This is a genomic window from Croceibacterium selenioxidans (genome assembly GCF_018599195.1).
Lineage (GTDB): Bacteria > Pseudomonadota > Alphaproteobacteria > Sphingomonadales > Sphingomonadaceae > Croceibacterium_A > Croceibacterium_A selenioxidans.
Window position 1 is genome coordinate 326615 of the sequence record NZ_JAHFVK010000001.1, and the last position, 18736, is coordinate 345350.

Annotated in this window: 15 protein-coding genes; 12 read left to right on the forward strand and 3 right to left on the reverse strand. The window is 62.9% G+C overall.

Features of this window, described 5'->3' with window-relative positions; all coding sequences use genetic code 11:
* Nucleotides 1-460 precede the first annotated feature (460 nt).
* The 6 genes from KK137_RS01605 to KK137_RS01630 all read left to right on the forward strand — a co-directional run bounded on the left by KK137_RS01605 (nucleotide 461) and on the right by KK137_RS01630 (nucleotide 9310).
* Nucleotides 461-3574 carry a TonB-dependent receptor domain-containing protein gene (locus KK137_RS01605; RefSeq protein ID WP_214534299.1) on the forward strand — a complete coding sequence of 1038 codons (3114 nt, stop codon included), beginning with the start codon at nucleotides 461-463 and terminating at the stop codon, nucleotides 3572-3574.
* A gap of 224 nt (nucleotides 3575-3798) precedes the next feature.
* On the forward strand, nucleotides 3799-4749 hold the full coding sequence (locus KK137_RS01610) for a cation diffusion facilitator family transporter (protein WP_214534300.1): 951 nt from the start codon (nucleotides 3799-3801) through the stop codon (nucleotides 4747-4749).
* Nucleotides 4750-4891: 142 nt separating this feature from the next.
* A complete protein-coding gene (locus KK137_RS01615; RefSeq protein ID WP_214534302.1) occupies nucleotides 4892-5461 on the forward strand; it encodes a hypothetical protein in 570 nt (189 codons plus the stop codon).
* 138 nt (nucleotides 5462-5599) lie between these two features.
* Entirely contained in the window at nucleotides 5600-6058 is a 459-nt protein-coding gene (locus tag KK137_RS01620; protein WP_214534304.1) for a hypothetical protein, read from the forward strand.
* Between the two features lie 13 nt (nucleotides 6059-6071).
* The gene (locus KK137_RS01625) at nucleotides 6072-8624 is read left to right on the forward strand and encodes a TcfC E-set like domain-containing protein (RefSeq protein ID WP_214534306.1); all 2553 of its coding nucleotides are present in this window, start codon (nucleotides 6072-6074) and stop codon (nucleotides 8622-8624) included.
* Nucleotides 8621-9310: a fimbrial biogenesis chaperone gene (locus tag KK137_RS01630; protein WP_214534308.1), complete on the forward strand. Its 690-nt coding sequence runs from the start codon at nucleotides 8621-8623 to the stop codon at nucleotides 9308-9310. Before KK137_RS01625 ends, KK137_RS01630 begins: the two co-directional genes overlap by 4 nt.
* 13 nt (nucleotides 9311-9323) lie before the next feature.
* Here the strand turns inward: KK137_RS01630 and KK137_RS01635 are convergent, their stop codons facing one another.
* From KK137_RS01635 to KK137_RS16875, 3 genes are all read right to left on the reverse strand, one after another.
* On the reverse strand, nucleotides 9324-9692 hold the full coding sequence (locus KK137_RS01635) for a response regulator (RefSeq protein WP_214534310.1): 369 nt from the start codon (nucleotides 9690-9692) through the stop codon (nucleotides 9324-9326).
* Entirely contained in the window at nucleotides 9689-11236 is a 1548-nt protein-coding gene (locus tag KK137_RS01640) for a PAS domain-containing sensor histidine kinase (RefSeq protein WP_214534312.1), read from the reverse strand. The genes KK137_RS01635 and KK137_RS01640 overlap by 4 nt, the downstream gene beginning before the upstream one ends.
* Before the next feature lie 74 nt (nucleotides 11237-11310).
* Entirely contained in the window at nucleotides 11311-11616 is a 306-nt protein-coding gene (locus KK137_RS16875) for an Hpt domain-containing protein (RefSeq protein WP_214534313.1), read from the reverse strand.
* Nucleotides 11617-11715: 99 nt separating this feature from the next.
* Here KK137_RS16875 and KK137_RS01650 point away from each other — a divergent pair, with 99 nt between their 5' ends.
* The 6 genes from KK137_RS01650 to KK137_RS01675 all read left to right on the forward strand — a co-directional run bounded on the left by KK137_RS01650 (nucleotide 11716) and on the right by KK137_RS01675 (nucleotide 18689).
* Nucleotides 11716-12342 (forward strand): response regulator, encoded by a 627-nt coding sequence (locus KK137_RS01650; protein WP_214534314.1) that lies wholly within the window; start codon nucleotides 11716-11718, stop codon nucleotides 12340-12342.
* Nucleotides 12343-12480: 138 nt separating this feature from the next.
* Nucleotides 12481-13083, forward strand: a complete 603-nt coding sequence (locus KK137_RS01655) for a hypothetical protein (protein ID WP_214534315.1) — start codon at nucleotides 12481-12483, stop codon at nucleotides 13081-13083.
* 86 nt (nucleotides 13084-13169) lie between these two features.
* Nucleotides 13170-14477 carry a hypothetical protein gene (locus KK137_RS01660; protein WP_214534316.1) on the forward strand — a complete coding sequence of 436 codons (1308 nt, stop codon included), beginning with the start codon at nucleotides 13170-13172 and terminating at the stop codon, nucleotides 14475-14477.
* A gap of 142 nt (nucleotides 14478-14619) precedes the next feature.
* Nucleotides 14620-15180, forward strand: a complete 561-nt coding sequence (locus KK137_RS01665; protein WP_214534317.1) for a hypothetical protein — start codon at nucleotides 14620-14622, stop codon at nucleotides 15178-15180.
* A 268-nt stretch (nucleotides 15181-15448) separates the two neighbouring features.
* The gene (locus KK137_RS01670) at nucleotides 15449-16192 is read left to right on the forward strand and encodes a fimbria/pilus periplasmic chaperone (RefSeq protein WP_250893544.1); all 744 of its coding nucleotides are present in this window, start codon (nucleotides 15449-15451) and stop codon (nucleotides 16190-16192) included.
* Nucleotides 16155-18689 carry a fimbria/pilus outer membrane usher protein gene (locus KK137_RS01675; protein WP_214534319.1) on the forward strand — a complete coding sequence of 845 codons (2535 nt, stop codon included), beginning with the start codon at nucleotides 16155-16157 and terminating at the stop codon, nucleotides 18687-18689. Before KK137_RS01670 ends, KK137_RS01675 begins: the two co-directional genes overlap by 38 nt.
* Nucleotides 18690-18736: the final 47 nt, after the last annotated feature.

An 18736-nucleotide genomic window follows, 5' to 3' on the forward strand; every position in this document is an offset into this window, starting at 1 on the left:
CTTTTGTTTTTGCATCTCTTGCGCCGTGTGCGCCGGATGCTTTGGTTCGCGCCATTCAGGCACATCGAAAGAATAGGTGTCGGGCCCGGCCTAGACAAGGCGGGCCGTTGACTTGCGAGGTGGCCTCCCGTTGCGGGGCCACCTTCGAGCGCGTCTGCTGAGGGAAATCAGCAACATAAGCGCCACGGATTTCCGGCGCTAAGCAAACATACGTATTGAGATGTTGGATTTCATGGAGAAGTTTCCATGGGTCGTCAAGCTGTTGTTTGCACAAAGCTCTGGCGAGTCAGGCAATAGTAAACGAATTGGTTCGCGTATAATCAGGCATAGGCGTTAACATGACTCATAAATATCATGGTCAAGTGATCATCTATTGAAGGTATGTGCTAGCCAATACGAAATCTAATTGAAGATTGGCATAATATTATTTGTGGAGTTAAAGGTGAGGGGGTTTCATAACATGAGGGCGTGCAAGGTTCTGCTGCTGACTGGCTGTGCGGGCGCGTTTGCGATAGCGATGCCGGCGGCCGCGCAAGACCGCGAGGATGGCGTGGCCGGCGGTGGAGACATCCTCGTCACCGGTTCGCGCATTGTGCGGCAAGACTTCGAAGCCAACAGCCCGATCGTGACGGTGAATGATTCGCTGCTGCAGGATTCATCAACCGCGGCTCTTGAGGTGAACCTCAACAAACTACCGCAATTCGCCCCCGCGCAGACTCCAACGGCGGGTGGCGACATCCAGCCAACCGCGACCAACACGCCGGGCGCCGCGACGGTCTCGCTCCGCGGTATCGGCGCCAATCGCAACCTCGTTCTCCTCGATGGTCGGCGCAGCACACCGAGCAATGCCTCTGGCGTAGTCGATATTTCCACTATTCCGAGTGCCGCGATCGAGCGCGTTGAAATCATCTCGGGCGGTGCTTCGGCGACTTACGGCGCCGACGCGGTTGCGGGCGTGACCAACTTCATTCTGAAGAAGAATGTCCAGGGTCTCGAGCTCGACGCCCAGGTGGGCATGACCCAGGAAGCAGATGGTTTCGAATATCAACTGTCGGGGATCATGGGGACCGGCTTCGCGGACGGCCGCGGCAATGTCAGCCTGGCGATGTCGATGAACAACCGCGAGGCCAGTTATCAACGCGACCGCAGATGGTACCGCGATCTTTGGGCCGATCCGGACGCTGGCGGGACTGGGTTCTTCCTCGACCAGCCTGGCATCAACTTCGGGTTCGCCAACCTGCCCACGGCCCTGAACTCGATGTTCCCGAACTCGACCTTTCCCGACGGTGGCGTCACTGTCCGCACGAATGCCGATGGCACGCCGTTCGTGAGCGGATCCTGGGTCGATGCCAATGGCACCATCGGTCCGGAGAATACGTATTATTCGTACTTTGAAGGCTTCAACGGCGACATTGATGGCTTCAACCACAAGCTCACCAATGCAGGCACCTTGGCGCGAAACAATACCGATACCCTCCTGATCCTGCCGCTTACCCGGTACAACTTCTTCGCTCGCGGCAACTATGAGATCAACGATTGGATCGGGGTCTTTGGTCAGGCCCGCTACAACACGGTGAAGACCCGCACTCGCCAGGAGCCAGGCCCGATCACCTCGGGCTGGAGCGTATTCATCGATCCCACCAAACTCGATCGAGACCAATTGCCCGGAGAGATGTGGGACTTGCTCGACAGCCGGCCGGATCCCGATGCCCAGTTCGAGATGACCACCCTGATGCCGGCCAACCGGGAGACGTTCACCGATGTCTCGACTTACAATATGCTGGCTGGCCTCCAGGGCAGCGTCCCGGACACGGACTGGACCTGGGAGGCTTACGTCAGTCACGGCGAAACGGTGACTTTCTCTCGGCAGACGGGGATCTATTCGCTCGAGCGCTTGCGGGCTGTCTTGAACTCCGGGAATTTCGGTCAGGGCTTTTCGCAGACGGGCAATCCCACGAACGGTGGGTTCGGTGCCAGCACGGCGACGTGTACGAGCGGGCTCAACTTCTTCATCCCGCCCGCAGGCGGCTATTCGCGGGATTGCCTCGAGGCCATTAGCGCGGAGCTGAAGAACCGGTCCAAGCTTCGCCAGACGATCGCAGAGGCCAATGCCCAGGGCAAGCTGCTCACCCTTCCGGCGGGTGATGTTCGCGGGGCATTCGGCGCGACCTACCGAGAGCAGCAGTACGAGTTCATCAACGACACGCTCACCACGCAGGGCGCTTCGTTCCTCGACCAGGCCCTTGGCATTTACCCGAGCGCCGACTCCTTTGGTCGTTTCGACGTGAGGGAGGCTTATGGCGAACTGCTGGTTCCGGTCCTGTCGGATATTCCGTTCATACAGCAGTTCAACCTCGAGCTGGGCGGGCGCCTCTCCGACTATAGTACCACCGGCACGAGCTACACCTACAAGCTACTGGGCGATTGGGAGGTGACCGACTGGCTGCGCTTCCGTGGCGGGTACAACCGCGCCGAGCGCGCCCCCAACATCGGCGAACTCTTCCTGTCCTCGCAGGAGACCTTCGCCCCCAATACGGCCGGTGATCCCTGCTCGCTGAAGAACCCCATGTCCTGGTCGGCCAATCCTGCCAATGCCAACGGCAATGCCGTTCGGGCCCTCTGCGAGGTCCTGATGGATCGCTCGGGCAATCCAACGGCGAAGACGCAGTTTTACAGCGCGGTCCAGTCTGCCTCGACCTCGGGCTTCGCGTGGCCCACACTGGTTGGCAACGCAGGCCTGCGGCCCGAGAGGGCGGACACCTGGACGGCTGGCTTTGTCATCAACTCGCCGTTTTCGAGCCCGGCGCTCTCCCGCCTCAAGCTATCGGTCGACTGGTTCGACATTTCGGTGAAGGATGCGATTGCGCCGCTTACCGTGGCGGCCGCCCTGCAGCAGTGCCTCAATCCCGAATTCAATCCCCTGGTTCTGACCGACGCATACCAGGCCGCGAACACGGCTTTCTGTCAAAACGTCAATCGCAACCAGACCGGCGGTCTTGGTACGGTGTATACCACCTACACGAACAGTGGCCGGTTCAACGTCCAGGGCATCGACACCCAGCTCGACTGGGGCATGGACGTCGGGCCCGGACAACTGAGTGCCAACGTCGTCGTCAACTACCTACTGAAGTACAAAAGCGCCGCTTTGCCGACCCTGCGGATGGTCGACTATGTCGGCACTTTCGGTACAACCGAGAACGGGCTCAACCCAGGGGCTTACGAATACCGAATCCTGGCTAAACTGAATTACTCCGTGGGCAAGGTCGGCATCGGGTTGCAGTGGCAACACCTCCCGGCTCTGGATGACACGTCAGAGGCCCACTTCCCCACAAAGACGGTCGGTGCTCCGTCGTATAACCTCTTCCATCTCAATGGCAGCTATGCCCTGACCGATGAACTCAACATCCGCTTCGGAGTGGACAACCTGTTCAACAAGGCGCCGCCCCTGACCAATTACAATCCCGCCAACAACCGCCCGGAGACCACTGGTGCGCTGAGAGGGGGATCGTTCTCGTCGGGCTATTACGACACCAACGGACGCCGTTTCTACCTGGGTGCCAGCGCGCGCTTCTGATCGACGGCAAGCCTCAAGACACCCGAGCCCTCCTTCACGGGAGGGCTCGTTCTTGAGCACTGCAGCTCCTGCGAATGATGGCGGGGATGGCCTTGGTCGTTCTTGGGATAGCTTTCGGATCTGCCTTGATCCGGCCTCGTTCGAACTCTTCGCCGAAACAAGTGCTCCTCTCGGGAGTTTTCCCGATCCCCGAGCGATCAAAGTCATGGTTGTGTAGGAGCGCAATGAGGCGAACCTCCCCAATTTTCGACTTCCGCCACGAGGGTAATGTTCTGCGGGCCTCGATCGCGGCCACGCTAACCGTCGCGGCCGTGGGCATCATTTTGGGCCTCGCATCGGGTTCGTTCTCGATCATGTTCGAGGGGATTTATGCGATCGTCGATGCGGGGATGAGCCTGCTTTCGCTGGTCGTCGTTAACCTAATCACCGCCTACGCCCAATCGACCGACCTTCCACCGCGCCTGCGCGAGCGGTTCACGATGGGCTTCTGGCACCTCGAGCCGATCGTGCTGGCCATGAACGGCCTGCTGCTGATGGGGGTCGCCGTATACGCCTTGTTCAACGCCGTGAGCAGCCTGCTAGAAGGCGGCCGCGACCTGCAGTTCGGCCTGGCCATTCTTTATGCCGCGATCACGCTGATGATCTGCGTCACCGTTGCGACCATCGAGACACGGGCTAACCGCCACCTTGGCTCGGAGTTCATTCGGCTCGATGTCAGGTCCTGGATCATGTCGGGCTGCATTGCAGCCGCCCTGCTGTTCGCCTTCGCCATCGGCCTGACGGTCCAGGGGACCCAGTATCAATGGCTTTCCCCCTATATCGACCCGGCAGCCCTCGCGCTGATTTGCCTGGTGGTCATTCCTTTGCCGATATCGAGCGTGCGAAGGGCGCTGTCCGATATCCTCCTCGTCACACCGGTGGACCTCAAGCAGCGGGTCGATGAAATTGCCGCGCGGTTCGTGACCGAACAGGGCTTTCTCACCTATCGCGCCTACGTCGCGAAAGTCGGCCGCTCGCATAACATCGAGGTCTATTTTATCCTGAAGCCTGGCGGACCGCCTCGCGCCATGGCCGAATGGGATGCCCTAAGAGACGAGATTGGCGAGGCCATCGGCGGGGATGGCCCGCATCAATGGCTGACGATCGTCTTCACCGAGGATCCCGAGTGGGCGTAGTTCGGGGTGCAGCCGCTCCAAATGACCTCCACGCCAGGACGGTCGAGTGAGCATCTTGATCATGACAAACGGGTTATTAACCCAATCTACGTAGAAACCCCTTGCGTAGTATTACGTAGAAGATGGTTAGGGGACCAATAGCATGATCATTCAGTTCCATAAGGCGCGCGCCGGCAAGCATCTCGTGGTGCTAGGTGCTCTTGCCTCTGCCTTCCTGGGCACTGCCGCTTCGGCAGCTCCCACACAGGGCACTCTCGGTGCCACCTCGACCGGCATCATCAATATCTCCGCCTCCGTGGCGAACAGGGCCCGCATCACCGGGCTTGCCGACGTGACCTTCAGCAACGTGGATCCGTCCGCCAACGCTTCAGCCAATCAGAGCGTCTGCGTGTGGAGCAATACGGCGACCAAGGCCTATACGATCACGGCCACCGGCAGCGGGGGGAGTGGGTCGGCCTTCACGCTGGGTACCGGCACTCCAGTCCCGTACACTGTGCAGTGGGCCGCTACCTCGGGCCAGACGACCGGCACCGCACTCACGGCAGGCACGGCCTCGGCTACGATGACCTCTGGTGCGCTCAATCAGACTTGCTCGGTGGCGCCGACTGCTACCGCCAGCCTGATCATAACGATCGCCAGCACCGACCTTCTGACGATGTCCGCCGGTACTGCCTACAACGGTACGTTGACGCTCCTCGTCACACCTCAATAATCGTTCAATAACAACTTCCTGACCCGCTCCGAACACTCAAAGTTCGGGGCGGGTTTTTCTTATTCAGTAACCGAAATTTTACCATGTTTCTCCATATCGTTAACCATGGTCTTGGGGAAAACCCTTAGTGCGGGGGCATTGGCAGTCGCCCTGATCGCCTTGTTGGCGGAAGCGCCGGCGCATGCGGATGCTCGGATCAGCATGCTTGCCGACGTCAACTTCGGGACGCTCAGCGCCGCTGCCGATCAGACCGTCAGGCAAAACGTCTGCGCCTACGCCAGGCAGGGCTTCACGGCGCTCAGCTATGGAGTCCGGGCCACCGGCAGCGGGGCGGGCAGCGCGTTTACGATCGCCAATGGCGCCAGGACGCTCGCCTACGAGGTGCAATGGGCCGATGCGGCCAACCAGACCGCGGGCACGCAGCTCACGGCGAATGTGCTCTCTACCGGATACGACAATAGCGCCCTGTTCAACGGCTGCACTTTCCAGACCAATGGCACTGCCACCCTGATCGTGATCATCCGCGGGACCCAGGCTGCCGCTGCCACAGCGGGCAACTATTCGGGAACTCTGCACATCACGATCGTGCCACAGTGAGCCGGTGCTAGCCGTGGCCAGGCTTCATTCGCTCGGTGCCCGGGCTTCGTTACGAGGACTGGCCTTGGGCTGCACGATCCTTTCGGCCGGGACGGTGTTTCAGCCGGCGCACGCGAAAGAAGCCCACAGCCTGGCGATCCTGGTCGGGGAGCCCGAAGGGTTTTCCGACCTGACCGAGAGCCAGGTCCTGCTGGTCGACGTCTACTTCGGAGGCGTGCGCAGGGGAGAGGCGAAGATCAACACCGTACCCGGTGCGATCAGCTTCGTCGAACCGTCCGCCGCTCTCGCGCTGCTTCCGGAGCTCTCCGATAGGGCGGCAGTCGAGGCAGCCCTTGCCGCAGGAAGCCTTCCGGCGAACGCGGCTCTAGCGTGTTCGGACAATACCGACCCGGCTCAGTGCGGAAAGCTCAATCCCGACGTGGTCGGAGTGATCTTCGACAGGAACCACTTTCGTCTGGATATCTTCTTGAACCCCCGCTTCGTCGCCGTGCGCGAGTCGATCGCAGACGAGTACCTGCCCGAGCCGGAAGGTGGCCTGGCGATGATCAACTCAATCGGCGCGATAATGTCGGGAAGATTGGGCGAAGGGTCAAACTACTACAATTTCCAGGATAGCATCGTCGTCGGCAACGGAGTGCGGCGCGTGCGTGCGGACTTGTCCTATGCCAGCGAGCTCGGGTTTGGAGCCGAACGGATCGCCCTTGAATGGGATCGACCGGGCTTGCGGTACTCGGCCGGGGCCATCTGGGCACCGGGCAACGACATTTCCGGTCGCCGCAAGCTGGTCGGGGCAGGAATCGAAACGCAGATCGATACCCGGCTCGACAAGGACGTGCTGACCGGCAGCCCCGTGGTTGTCTATCTGCAACAGCGGGCGCGCGTCGATATCGTGCGCGACGGGCGGGTGCTCAGTTCGGCCATCTACGAGGCGGGGAACCAGCAACTCGACACTTCTTCGCTGCCCGACGGGGCATACGACATCATCCTGCGGATTGAGGAGCCGGGGCAACCCGCGCGGGAGGAGCGGCGGTTCTTCAACAAGAGCCGCCGCGTGCCATCGGAAGGGCGGACCGACTTCTTCGCTTTTGGCGGCATGCTGGTCGACGCATCCGAAAGCCACTCTCTGAACGTCTCTGACCGTCCCTATTTCCAAGGCGGGGTGGCTCACAGACTGAACAAGAGCTGGGTTATCGAAGGCGGCGTAGAAGCAACGGACGAGACCGCCTCGGCCGAGGTTGCGGCGATCTTCCTCAGCGACATCGTCCAGCTGCGGGCGGCAGCAGTCGCCAATATTGCAGGAACCTACGGCGGCGTGCTGCAAATCATGTCCGGCGGCTACTCGCGCCTGAACTTCAACTTTGATCTCCGCCGGATCGAAGCTGACGAGTTCGATGCGGGCGCAATCGTACCCCCGGACGCCCCTGCGGGCCTCCCAGGTTCGTTCTGGCAGGGCGGGAGCTATTCCCAGGTCGGTGGCGTCGTCTCGTTCAGCCTGGCCACCGTCCGCTTCCTGGGTACCTTTTTCTATCGCGACGACCCCATGCGGGATGCCCGATACAGCATTGGCCCGGCGGTGGAGTGGGACGTGCTGAACAAGGGGCCGTTCACGCTGACAATGCGCGGGGATGCGACCGCCACGGAGCGTGGCACATCCGGCTTCGCGGGCCTTTCCTTGCGCTTCCTCGGCTCCCGCGCGTCGCTCACCGGACTTGGCGGCGCCAGGGCCTCGACCATCACCGGCGATGACCTGGGTGAAGGTCCGGCTGGGGCGCTCTCCGCCGCCTGGAGTCCGGCACTTTCAGAGGGCGAGTTGGCTCTCGGAGCCGGTTTCGATCACCAGCCCGACCGCGATAATATCGTTGGATCGACGGAGTTTCGGCATCGCCTTGGAACGGTCTCGGGCGATCTGGTTCACAGTCAGGGACAAGGTTCTTCCGTCACGCAATACAGCCTTGGGCTGCAGACTACCCTTATTGCCGGGGCTGGCGCAGTACAGGTCGCGGGCAAGACAACCACGGAAAGCATGATCGTCGCCCGCGTGAAGGGCGCCAGCCAGGACGATCGCTTCGATATCTATGTCGACGATCAGGTGGCTGGTTCGATCACCGGTGCCGAGCCGTTCACGCTCTCCTTGCCGCCCTATCGCGCCTACGACGTCCGCATCCGGCCGACCGGAGAGGGGCTGCTGGCCTACGACAGCTCGCCGCGCAAGGTCAGCCTCTATCCCGGAACGGTCTCCAATCTCGACTGGGCCGTTTCGCGGATCACGATCAAATTCGGCCGCCTGACGGCCCCTGGTGGGGCACCGCTTCCGGGCGCCTCGATCACGGGCAAGGGCATCTGGAGCCAAACTGACGACAACGGGTATTTCCAGATCGAGGCTCCCGACGACGCCGAACTGGAAGTCACCCTCAATGATGGCCGGACGTACGCGATGACGCTTCCGGCCGGTGAAATTCGCTCCGGTATCGCGCGGCTCGGCGCGATCGTCTGCTGCACTGAATCTGAAATCCAGCTCGGGTCTCTGGGAGAACTGCCTGGCCCCGCCAACGGAGGATCAAAGTGAAACTCACAACGCTCATGTGGACACTGGCTGCAGGCGCGGCCCTGTGTGGAGGCTCAACCGCGCAGGCGGAAATGGTGTTGAGCCAGGTGATAGTCGACTTGCTGCCCGGGAAGCCGCCGCGTGAAGACATCGAGGTCTGGAACGATGGCGAGGAACGGATGTATGTTTCGGCGCAACCCTTCGAAATCCGCGCGGCGGGGACTTCGGCAGAGGAACGCGTTCCCGCTGGGGTCCCCGAGGAATCCGGTATCCTCGTCGCTCCGCAACGCCTGGTCCTGGAACCCGGCGAGCGCCGCACGATCAGGGTCGCCTCGATCGGCGATCGCGCCGCGGCCGACCGCGTGTTTCGCGTGGCGATCAAACCTGTCGGTGGGCCGATCACGGCTGACGTCAGCGCGCTGAAGGTCTTTGTCGGCTATGACACCTTAGTGATCTTTCGGCCGGAAGAATTCACGGGCGACGTCGATGGCCAGCGTGCCGGACGCACGCTCAGATTGGTGAACGACGGCAACACCGCGCAGGAGCTGTTCGACGGAAAACAATGCGACGCGAGCGGGAGCAACTGCCAGGAGCTTCCGTCAAAGCGGCTCTACCCTGGTGCCGTCTGGGAACAGACGTTGCCGTTCGAAACCGAGGTTACTTACAAGTCTGCGGTCGGGCCAACGGTTCGCGAGCGGCGGTTCTGAGCTGCGCGCCCGGTCAACTTTCCAGGTAGCGGCGAACCTGGACGGCGAGTTGCAACGGATCGAACGGCTTGCCGATCACTCCTGCCGCGCCGAGCGCCATCAGGCGCGCGGCATCGTTGTCACCTGCGCGTGCGGTGATGAAGACAACGGGCGGACCGCCTCCCGGTGACTGGCGGATGCGTTCGAGCGTCGCGGGCCCGTCCATTTCGGGCATCATGACGTCGAGGAGTACGAGATCCGGACGCCAATCGGGCAGGGCTTCGATGGCTTCGGCGCCCGACGCGCTGCAACGCACCACCAGTTCCGGATCGAGTTCCAGGCTGATCTGCGCCACTTCGCGCAGATCGGGTTCGTCATCGACGTAGAGGATCCGCCAGCTCATTCATCACCTTTCGTAGCTGCCAGCTTTCCGCGCTCCACAAGTGGCAATTCGACGTGGAACGTTGCGCCGCTCGAGACTCCGGTGTCGAGCCAGATCGTGCCTCCCAGTTGGTCCACGATGCTTTTGCAGATGGCCAGGCCGAGCCCGGTGCCTTGCTGAACCCGGCTCGAGGAGGAGTCGAATTGAGAGAACCGATTGAACAGGCGGTCACGAAATGATTCCGCCACGCCCATGCCATGGTCGATCACGCTGAGGCGGGCCCGCTGCCCGATCGTCCGCAGCCGTACCGTGACAATCCCCCCGCTCGACGAGAACTTGACCGCATTGGAGATCAGGTTGGCGAGGACCTGGAGCAGTCTGTGGCGATCCCCCATGACGACCACCGGTTGATCGGTCAGGTCCGCTTTCAGGTCGACGCCGCCCTTTTCAGCAAAGGGCATGTTCTGGTCCACCCCCAGGCCGATCAGTTCGGCAAGGTCGAGCCTTTCCAGATGGAACTCCATCCGGCCGGACCGCAGCTTGTCGATGTCGAGCAGGTCGTTGACCAACACGATGAGTCGCTCACTGTTGCGCTGGGCTATGTCGATCAGCCTTTCGGCCTTCGCCGACAGCTCCCCCGCAGCACCCGCGCTGACTATTCCTAGCGCGCCCGAGATGGCCGTCAGCGGCGTTCTCAGTTCGTGGCTCACCGTGGAAACGAGCTCGTCCTTGAGGCGCGCGGCGGTCCGCGCTTCGGTGACGTCCTGCGATACGAGTAGGTACCTTCCGGCGCTGACCGCCCGGCGGTAAAGGCTGAGCACGGTACCGTCGCTGCGCTGGACTTCCATCCGCCCGCTTTCGCTCTGCTGGATGGCCTGGATGAGAGCGTCGACGATGACTTCGGGATCACCCTCGCCAAGATCGCCTCTGCCGGCCGTGATGAGCATTAGCTCCCGCGCATTCATGCCCGCCCTGATCTGTTCGGGCTCGTAGCCGAAATGAACGCCGAACTGGTGATTCCACAGTACCAGGGTGAAGTCGAACTCGACCAGTGCGACACCTTCGGTGACGTTGTCCATGGTCAGGGCCAGGACCTCGCGGTCTTCCCTTGTTTCTTCGGCGGCGACGATGCGTTCGGTAACGTCGGTCGAAATGCACAGGACGCCGACGACGGTATCAGACGTCCCGTCGTAGTCTGGGATCGGCGTATAGCTGAAATCGAAGTAGCGCGTCGGTTCGTCTTCCCGGGCCCGAATGCCGAAGTTCGACAGCGTGAACGAATGGCCTTGGAAGACGCGCTCCACGTCCTGCCGCAGCTTTTGCCATATCGGACCGGCGACATCCTGGATCGGCCGGCCCAGCGTGTCGAGGGAAGTCCTGCCCCAGATGGCCTGATACGCGGCATTGTAGATGAACGCGCGATCGGACCCCCACAGCATGAACATGGGCTGCTTGGAACCCAGGATGAGATCGCACATGAAGTGCAATTGCCTGGGCCACTCTGCACAAGGTCCGAGCGAAGTGTCATTCCAGGGATGATTGTTGAAGTCGGCGCGGTCGAACATCGAGCGACCGCCGTATGCGCTATCAGCTACCCTATCGTTCGGGAGAGCTCCGGAATTACCGTCCGCCGATGGTGTCATGGCTCAAGAACGTTCGGGCCTCGATCTGGTTCATCTGGCATTTCCGCAATGACCGCGTCCAGGTTCGCCCGGACGTCTTCGGCCGACCGGGCTCGATCGATGGCATCCTCTAGCTCTCGGGCCCGGACACTGAGCCGCGGAAAGCCGAACAGCCCGGCATTGCCGGCCAGACTGTGCCCTATCCGACGCAAGGTCGTCAGATCATCCTGCTGAAAAGCTCCCCTCAATTCAGACACTTCGGTTCGGCACCGCGCGATGAAGCGGGCTCGAAGAACCTCCATTCTCTGTTCGAATTGGGTCATCGAAATCTCACGTTGGCCTGCGGCATCGGGAACCTGTTGGGCGATTGACAGTAACCGCTCATGGCGCAGAACCGAACAGGGTGGGGATATGTTCTTGAAATGACTAGAGTTTTAGTGGCGGACGACGATCCTCTGACGGCTGCGGGTATCGAGGTCTTGCTTGCCGGATCGCTATTCGAGGTCGTTTCCAGTGTAAGATCTGGCTCCGAGGTGCTCGAAATCCTGGCCAGCGCCCGGCCGGACATCCTTGTCCTCGATATCAAGATGCCGGAGCGCAGCGGTCTCGATGTCCTGCGGACTTTGCGGGGGCGCGGAGATCACCGGCCCATCGTCCTGCTCACCGGCAGCATCAAGGACCAGGATGTGAAAGAGGCGATGAGCCTCGGGGTCAATGGATTGGTCATCAAGGGCACAGCCCCCAGGGACCTGCTGGCCTGCCTCGACGCGGTCGCCAGCGGGCGCCGCTGGTTCGACCAGGAGGTGATGCAACGCGCAATGGACTTCGTCTCGTCACCCGAGGCCGAGCGCGACCCGCTCGGTCCGCTTTCTCCGCGCGAGCGCGGCATCGCGGCTCTGGTGCAGCGCGGGCTGCGGAACAAGGAAATCGCCGATGAGCTGGGTCTCACCGAGGGCACCGTAAAGGTCCATCTCCACAAGATTTTCGAGAAGCTTCGGCTGCAGAGCCGGACCGAATTGATCCTTCTCGCCACGGCCCGTGAAGAGTGATCACTATGGCGAAGGATATAGTCGGCGGCGCCAAGGGATAAGGTGTTTCTCGCCTCTCGATGAATATTCGCCCAGCCCGCAAACCGCCAGAAGCCACCGTGAATTGGCGGGCCTGTGTCCGCCGCAGGCACACGGCATATGGTATCCCTCAGGGTTCTGGTTCTTCCCGTTCTGGCGTTGCTGGCAGGTGCGATTTCCGCACCCGCAGCCGCGCACACGGCTTATGCCGCCGGCCAGGGCTCGGTGAACCGTATCGAGGTGGGCATCGACGTGCACGCTTCGGTGCGTGACCGCTGCGGCTTTGCCACCGATGGGGCTCCGTCGGGAACGATCAGCCAGACGGAGTTCGACCGAACCGGCTTCAGCAAGGACTTCACGATCCGCCTCAATTGCACGAGCGCCTCACGCATCGCTGTGAGTTCTCTGAACGGCGGGCTGGCCCAAGGTGAGACCGTGACCGGATATGCCTCGAGCGCGCCCTACAACGTCGAGCTCAAGATGGTCGCCGATAACGGCACAAACGCCAGCGCCACCTGCTCTGCCGCCCTTCTCAAGTCGGGGGCAGGATGCGCTTTCGGCGGCAACGCCAGCACGAGCAACGGCCTCCGGCTGGGTGCAGCTTCGACCAAGGCTAACGGGTCCTATCTGCGGGTATCTGCCCAGCCTTACACCGACAGCAAGCCTCTGTTGGCAGGAAGCTATTCCGATACCCTCACAATTACGATTAGTATCGCACCCTGACGGTGGGAACATCTTTACCAGTGGAGCCGTAATCCATGTGGCATGAGAAACGGACTCTCCTGGCGACTTGTGCTCTACGGCGAAGCATGCTGCGCCTCCGCGCTGGCGATCTCGTTCGCCATACCGGCGGGCCAGGCGACGGCCCAGGCCAGTCAGCGGGTTACGGTCTCGGGATATGTCTCGCCACGCTGCTGGGCCATTCCCGCCTTCGTTGCGTCGGAAGCATCGGCATCGAGCGAGCGAAATCCCATCCGGTGCTCGAACAGCTCGGCCTCGGTTCGGGTCGAGCGGACGGAGCATCCGGGCTCCGCTCAGCACGGCGCCCGCCCACAGGTCCGCGTAACGGTATCGCCCAGATCCTGACCTGGCGTCTTGCAGCCGCTGCCACGGCCATGCTTGCCGTTGCCGCGCTGCCGAGCGAGGCCTCCGCCCAGGTCCAGTACTCCCCGGTCTGCGGCGTCACCGGTTACGCGACCGCGCCGACCACAATCACTTACGATCCGTTTTCGCCCGGCGGGCTGTCGCAAGCCACGATACCGCTGATCCTACAACGGAACCGCAACACCCAGACCGGCCGCACCTCCGAAGTGAGCCTCGTCCTCGTCGCGCCCGCCGGCACTCCCCCGCTGCAGGTGACGTATCAGGGGCAGAGTGTCCTCTACCAGGAAGGCAGCACGGCAGGCCGTCCTCGCTCGCTCAACTCGAAGGACGGCGGGGCAGGGGCCGCGGGCGAAATCCGCTATACCTTCGGTGGAAGTTCGGCCACCGATCTGTCGACGGCGCTCAACCTGCGCGTCACGGTGCCACCGGGGACCGACCTCTCGGCAGGGGAATCGATCTACTTCGACATCCTCTACATCTGCTCAGGCGCAGGAGGGATGCAGAGCGTTTCTTCCCCTACACGCGAAATCCGCGCGGTTCGCGTCAACGTCAACACTGTGAGCGCGCTGCAGGCCTACTATGCAGGATCGACGCTGGATTTTGGGGAGATCGGGGACGTCACTACCGCACAAGTTCTCGCGAACCCGGCGAGCTTTACCACTTCGGCGAGCAATTCCCTGCGCGTGCGCAGTTCCGGCCCGTTCGAGGTGCGCCTTCGTTCGGATAACGACTTCCGCCTCACCTTCCCCGGCGGCAACCTGGCCAGCTCGTCCGACACGATCCGTTACAGCGTGCGCTTCCTGGGCCAGGACACCGCCTCCAACGCCAGTTTTGGCACCAAGACTTGCGCGAGGGCAGGCGTGGCCGGAACCTCAGGAGTTCTGCCGATCCGCGCGAAGCTGACCGAAGGGGGGGCCGGAAAGACGCCGTCCTCCGACTATGCCGACACGGTCACGATCACCTTTACACCGATCATCATGGCTTCTGGTGCGCAGTCGTGCGCCGGGTTGTGACGGCTGGGGTATATCGGACGATATAGCGTTTGCCGCCGCCGGTTAGCGCCGAATTCGCTGGCGGCTAGATAGTGGGTCCCCGACCCGCCGCGTATTACCGGATCACCAATAGCGGACCCGTAGGGGTCATTGGAGATCGGTAATGAAGAAGTCTGTTGCTACCCTTATTTTCGCCGCTGCCGCGATCGTCGGCACCCCTGCCATGGCTCAGTCGGCCAGCGGCACTGTTGTCGTGAACGGCACTGTCGCCGCGAAGTGCAGCGCCACCGATCCGATCAGTGGCACGATCAACCTGGGCGAACTCGCCAAGGCTGACGGCACCGTCGACAAAGCCTTTGCCGGCGCGACCAATGGCCTGAGCCGCAATTTCACCGTTCGCTGCAACGGCACCAACCCCAACCTGTCGGTTGAAGCGCGCTCGCTGGTGAACACCGCCGCGACCAACTCGCCGAACGGCTACACCAACACGGTCGATTACTCGGCCAAGCTGGCTGCCAAGGGCGCCAAAGGCACGACCACCGCGATCACCGACCTGTCGCTCAACAGCGGCGCCACCACCGGCCGCATCGGCGACCGTCTGGCCGCCGAAGCGAACAACGTCACGCTGACCATCCTCGACGGTATCACCTCGAACTCCACCGCGATCCTCGAGGCCGGTAGCTACACCGGCAGCGTCGACATCATCATCACGGCCGCTCCGTAAGGACTGCCGACCGATGACCCCGCACATGCTCCTGCAGCTCGCCGCGGAACTCCGCGAGCGTGCTGCGGTGGCAGATATCCCGGAACGAGCGGACCTTCTGTACCTTGCAGAGGAATACGAAGCGTCTGCCCGTTCCGGGCTTGCGGATAAAACCCGCGGCTTCTCCGTTAAGTTGCCTAAGTAGGGGCACAAGCCGCACACTACGGCATTATTCAGCCGTGGGCAGAGGGGGAACTGGAGGGAAGCCATGCGCGCGATGAACCGTAAAATGCGTTCCCTGGCACTGGGTCTGGCCGCGATGGCAAGCCTGGTTGCTCCCATCACTGCCGAAGCCATGACGGTCCAGCCGGTCGTGATCGACCTGGCCACCGCGGGCCGGGCGATGAGCGAAGTCATCATCGTCGAAAACACGTTCGACCGGCCGCTGGCTGTCGAATTGACCATGCAATCGCTCGAACTCACCGAAGACGGTGTTCACGCCACCGGACAGGACACGCAGGAACTGGCGGTATTCCCGCCTCAGGCCGTGATCCAGCCGGGCGAGCGCCAGAACTTCCGGGTGCAGTACGTCGGCGATCCCGTGCTGGCCAAGAGCAAGCACTTCTACGTCACCGTCTCACAATTGCCTGTGCAGACGGACGAGGGTGGGGCGAACATTCAGCTGCTCTACAACTTCCAGGTCCTGGTCAGCGTCGCGCCTGGCGATGCCCAACCCTCGATCACCATCTCTTCCGCGGAGATCGGCCGCAATGCCGAAGGGCAGCCCGTGCCGGTCATCGTCGCCAGCAATTCCTCGGTCGCGCACGGCTACCTCTCCCGAGGTCGCCTCGAAATCGTGCAGCGCAGCGCGGCCGGGCAGGAATTGTTCCGCAAGGAGTTGACCGGCCCGCAGATCCAGCAGTCGCTCGGCTACGGTCTGATTGGTGGAATGCAAAGTCGCCGCGTCGTGCTGCCGGAGCCTCTTCCCTCCGCCGATGGGACGGTCACGGTCCGGTATACCCCAGACGCCTGACGTCGTGCGGGGGCTTCGGTTCTGGACGGGCGGGATAGTTGTTCTAGCCGGCGCCTTCGCTGGTCAAGTCGCGCAAGCGCAGGAGAGCAGTCCGCGCACCGGCGAAAGCTTGATCCTGATCGTGCCCGAACTGCCGGCCAACCAGATCAATCCCTCCGGCCGGTCCGTCGTCCTCACCGCGCCGATCATGGATGGCGAGGTCTATCTCGGTGACGCAACTCTCACCCTCGGCGCCGACGGCAGCGCCAGCTTTTCGGCCGCCCGCCTGCTCGCGCTCCTCGAGCCGCGCCTGACTGCCCAGGCGGATGAGATGCTCCTCAGTCGGCTCGCAGCCAACGGCCGCCTGACCAGCACCGACCTGGCCGGTGCCGGGATCACGATCCGTTACAATCCGCGGACCCTGCAGGTGGAAATGGACATCGCCCCTTCGAGCCGCGCGGCCAGCGTCATCGGCCTCGGTGCGGCGCTGGGGCGGACGGTGAACTATATGGAGCCCGCCAGGTTCAGCGCCTACCTCAACGTCCGCGGCTCGGTCGATTGGGTCCAGCAGGGAGAGGACGACGCAGACGAGGGCGTCTCCGCCCCGGTCATGTTCATCGACGGCGCGGCTCGCTGGAAAGGTGTCGTGCTCGAAGGCGAGCTGAACCTCCAGCCCGACGCGCCCGGCGCCGACTACCAACGACGCGGCACGCGCCTGGTCTACGACGACCGCAAGCACCTGGTGCGCTGGTCCGCGGGCGACCAGCTGACCGTCGCCTACGGCTTCCAGTCCGCGCCCGAAATAGCGGGCCTGGGGGTCAGCCGCCGCTATTCGATCCTCGACCCCCAGACCGTGATCCGCCCGCGGGGCAGCCGCAGCTTCCAGCTCGACCGCCGCTCGATGGTCGAGGTGCGGATCAACGGCCAGCTCGTCCGGCGCATCGAGCTCGACCCGGGCACTTTCGACCTGCAGGATTTTCCCTTTGCCCAAGGCGCGAACAACGTCGAACTCACAATCACCGACGACTCGGGCCGCACCGAACGGGCGAATTTCAACATTTTTCTCGATCAGGCCCAGCTCGCCGAGGGGCTGAGCGAATTCGCCTTCTACGCCGGCGCCCTGGCCCCGCTGGGCTTCCATGGCCCCGTCTACAGCGACACCCCGGCGTTCAGCGGCTTCTACCGCCGTGGGATCAGCGATCGCCTTACGCTTGGAGCCAACCTCCAGGTCGACACCCACGGCTGGATGGGCGGCGGCGAGGTGGTGCTGGCGACACCCTTCGGCTCGCTCGCCGGCCTCGCCTCGGCCTCGCATGTCGAGGACGTCGGCGGCGGCTGGGCGGGTCTGCTCAACTTCCAGCGCACGTTCGCGAGCGGCGGCATTTCGGCCGACACGCTCACGCTCTCGGTCGAGGCGCGGAGCAAGGACTTCGCCCCGATCGGCATTCGCGTGCCGGAAAATCCCTACTCGCTGATTGTCGGCGCTAGCTACGGCCGCTCGCTTACCTACGACCTCTACGCCGGGATCGACGCCCGGTACTCCCAGGGCCGCGGCGACGAGCCCGACGTTCAGAGCCTGCGCGGCATGGTCAGCTGGAACATTGCACCCAACCTCAGTTTCACCGGCGACCTGACTTACGAGAAGGATAGTCGCGGCACCAATCTCGGCACCTTGCTTTCCCTCACCTACCGCCTTGGCCGGCGTTCGAGCCTGCGGAGCGATTTCGACAGCCGCTACGACCGCGCGAGAGTCTCCTACCAGACCTTTGGCGGCACCGGGCTCGTCTCCTACACCCTCAACGCCGACGTCGAGCACAGCGACATCGGCACCGGGGCGAGCGTCAACGCCAACTACTACGGCAACCGCGCCGAGCTGGGCTTCAGCCACTTCGGCATCTTCGAACGCGACCTGGGCGCCTCGACCGGCCAGCGCAGCTCGTTGCGGTTCGGTACCTCGCTGGCCGTGGCCGACGGCGCGGTCACTGTGGGCCGCCCAATCTACGACGCTTTCGCGCTGGTCAAAGCCCACCGCGCGATCCGGGACAACGAGATCCTGGTCGACCCCACCGGCGACTCCGCTGCCGCCAGCACCGGCGCTCTGGGTACGGCGCTGCAACCCTCGCTAAGCAGCTACAGCGACCGCTCGCTGATCATTTCGGCCCCCGAGGCCGCGATCAATCTCGACCTCGGGCAAGGCGCCTTCCGACTGTTCCCACCTTACCGCGCCGGTTACCTGCTGACCGTCGGTTCCGACTACAACGTCAGTGCCACGGGCCGCTTGCTCGACGCGGCGGGCCAACCGGTTTCGCTCGTGTCGGGCACCGCGCGCGAGCTCGACCATCTCGACCGCGAACCGCTCGCCCTGTTCACCAACCGCGACGGTCGCTTCGGCCTCGTCGGCCTGGCGCCCGGCCCCTGGCGCATCGAGCTGGTTGGAGAGGAGGGCGCGGCCTACGAGATCGAGATTCCAGCCGACGCCGAGATTGTCCAGCTGGGCGAGGTGCGGCCGGTCAGGTAGTCCAAGCTCGCCCCGCAGTTGCATCTTGGCCACGGGGGCGGATGAAA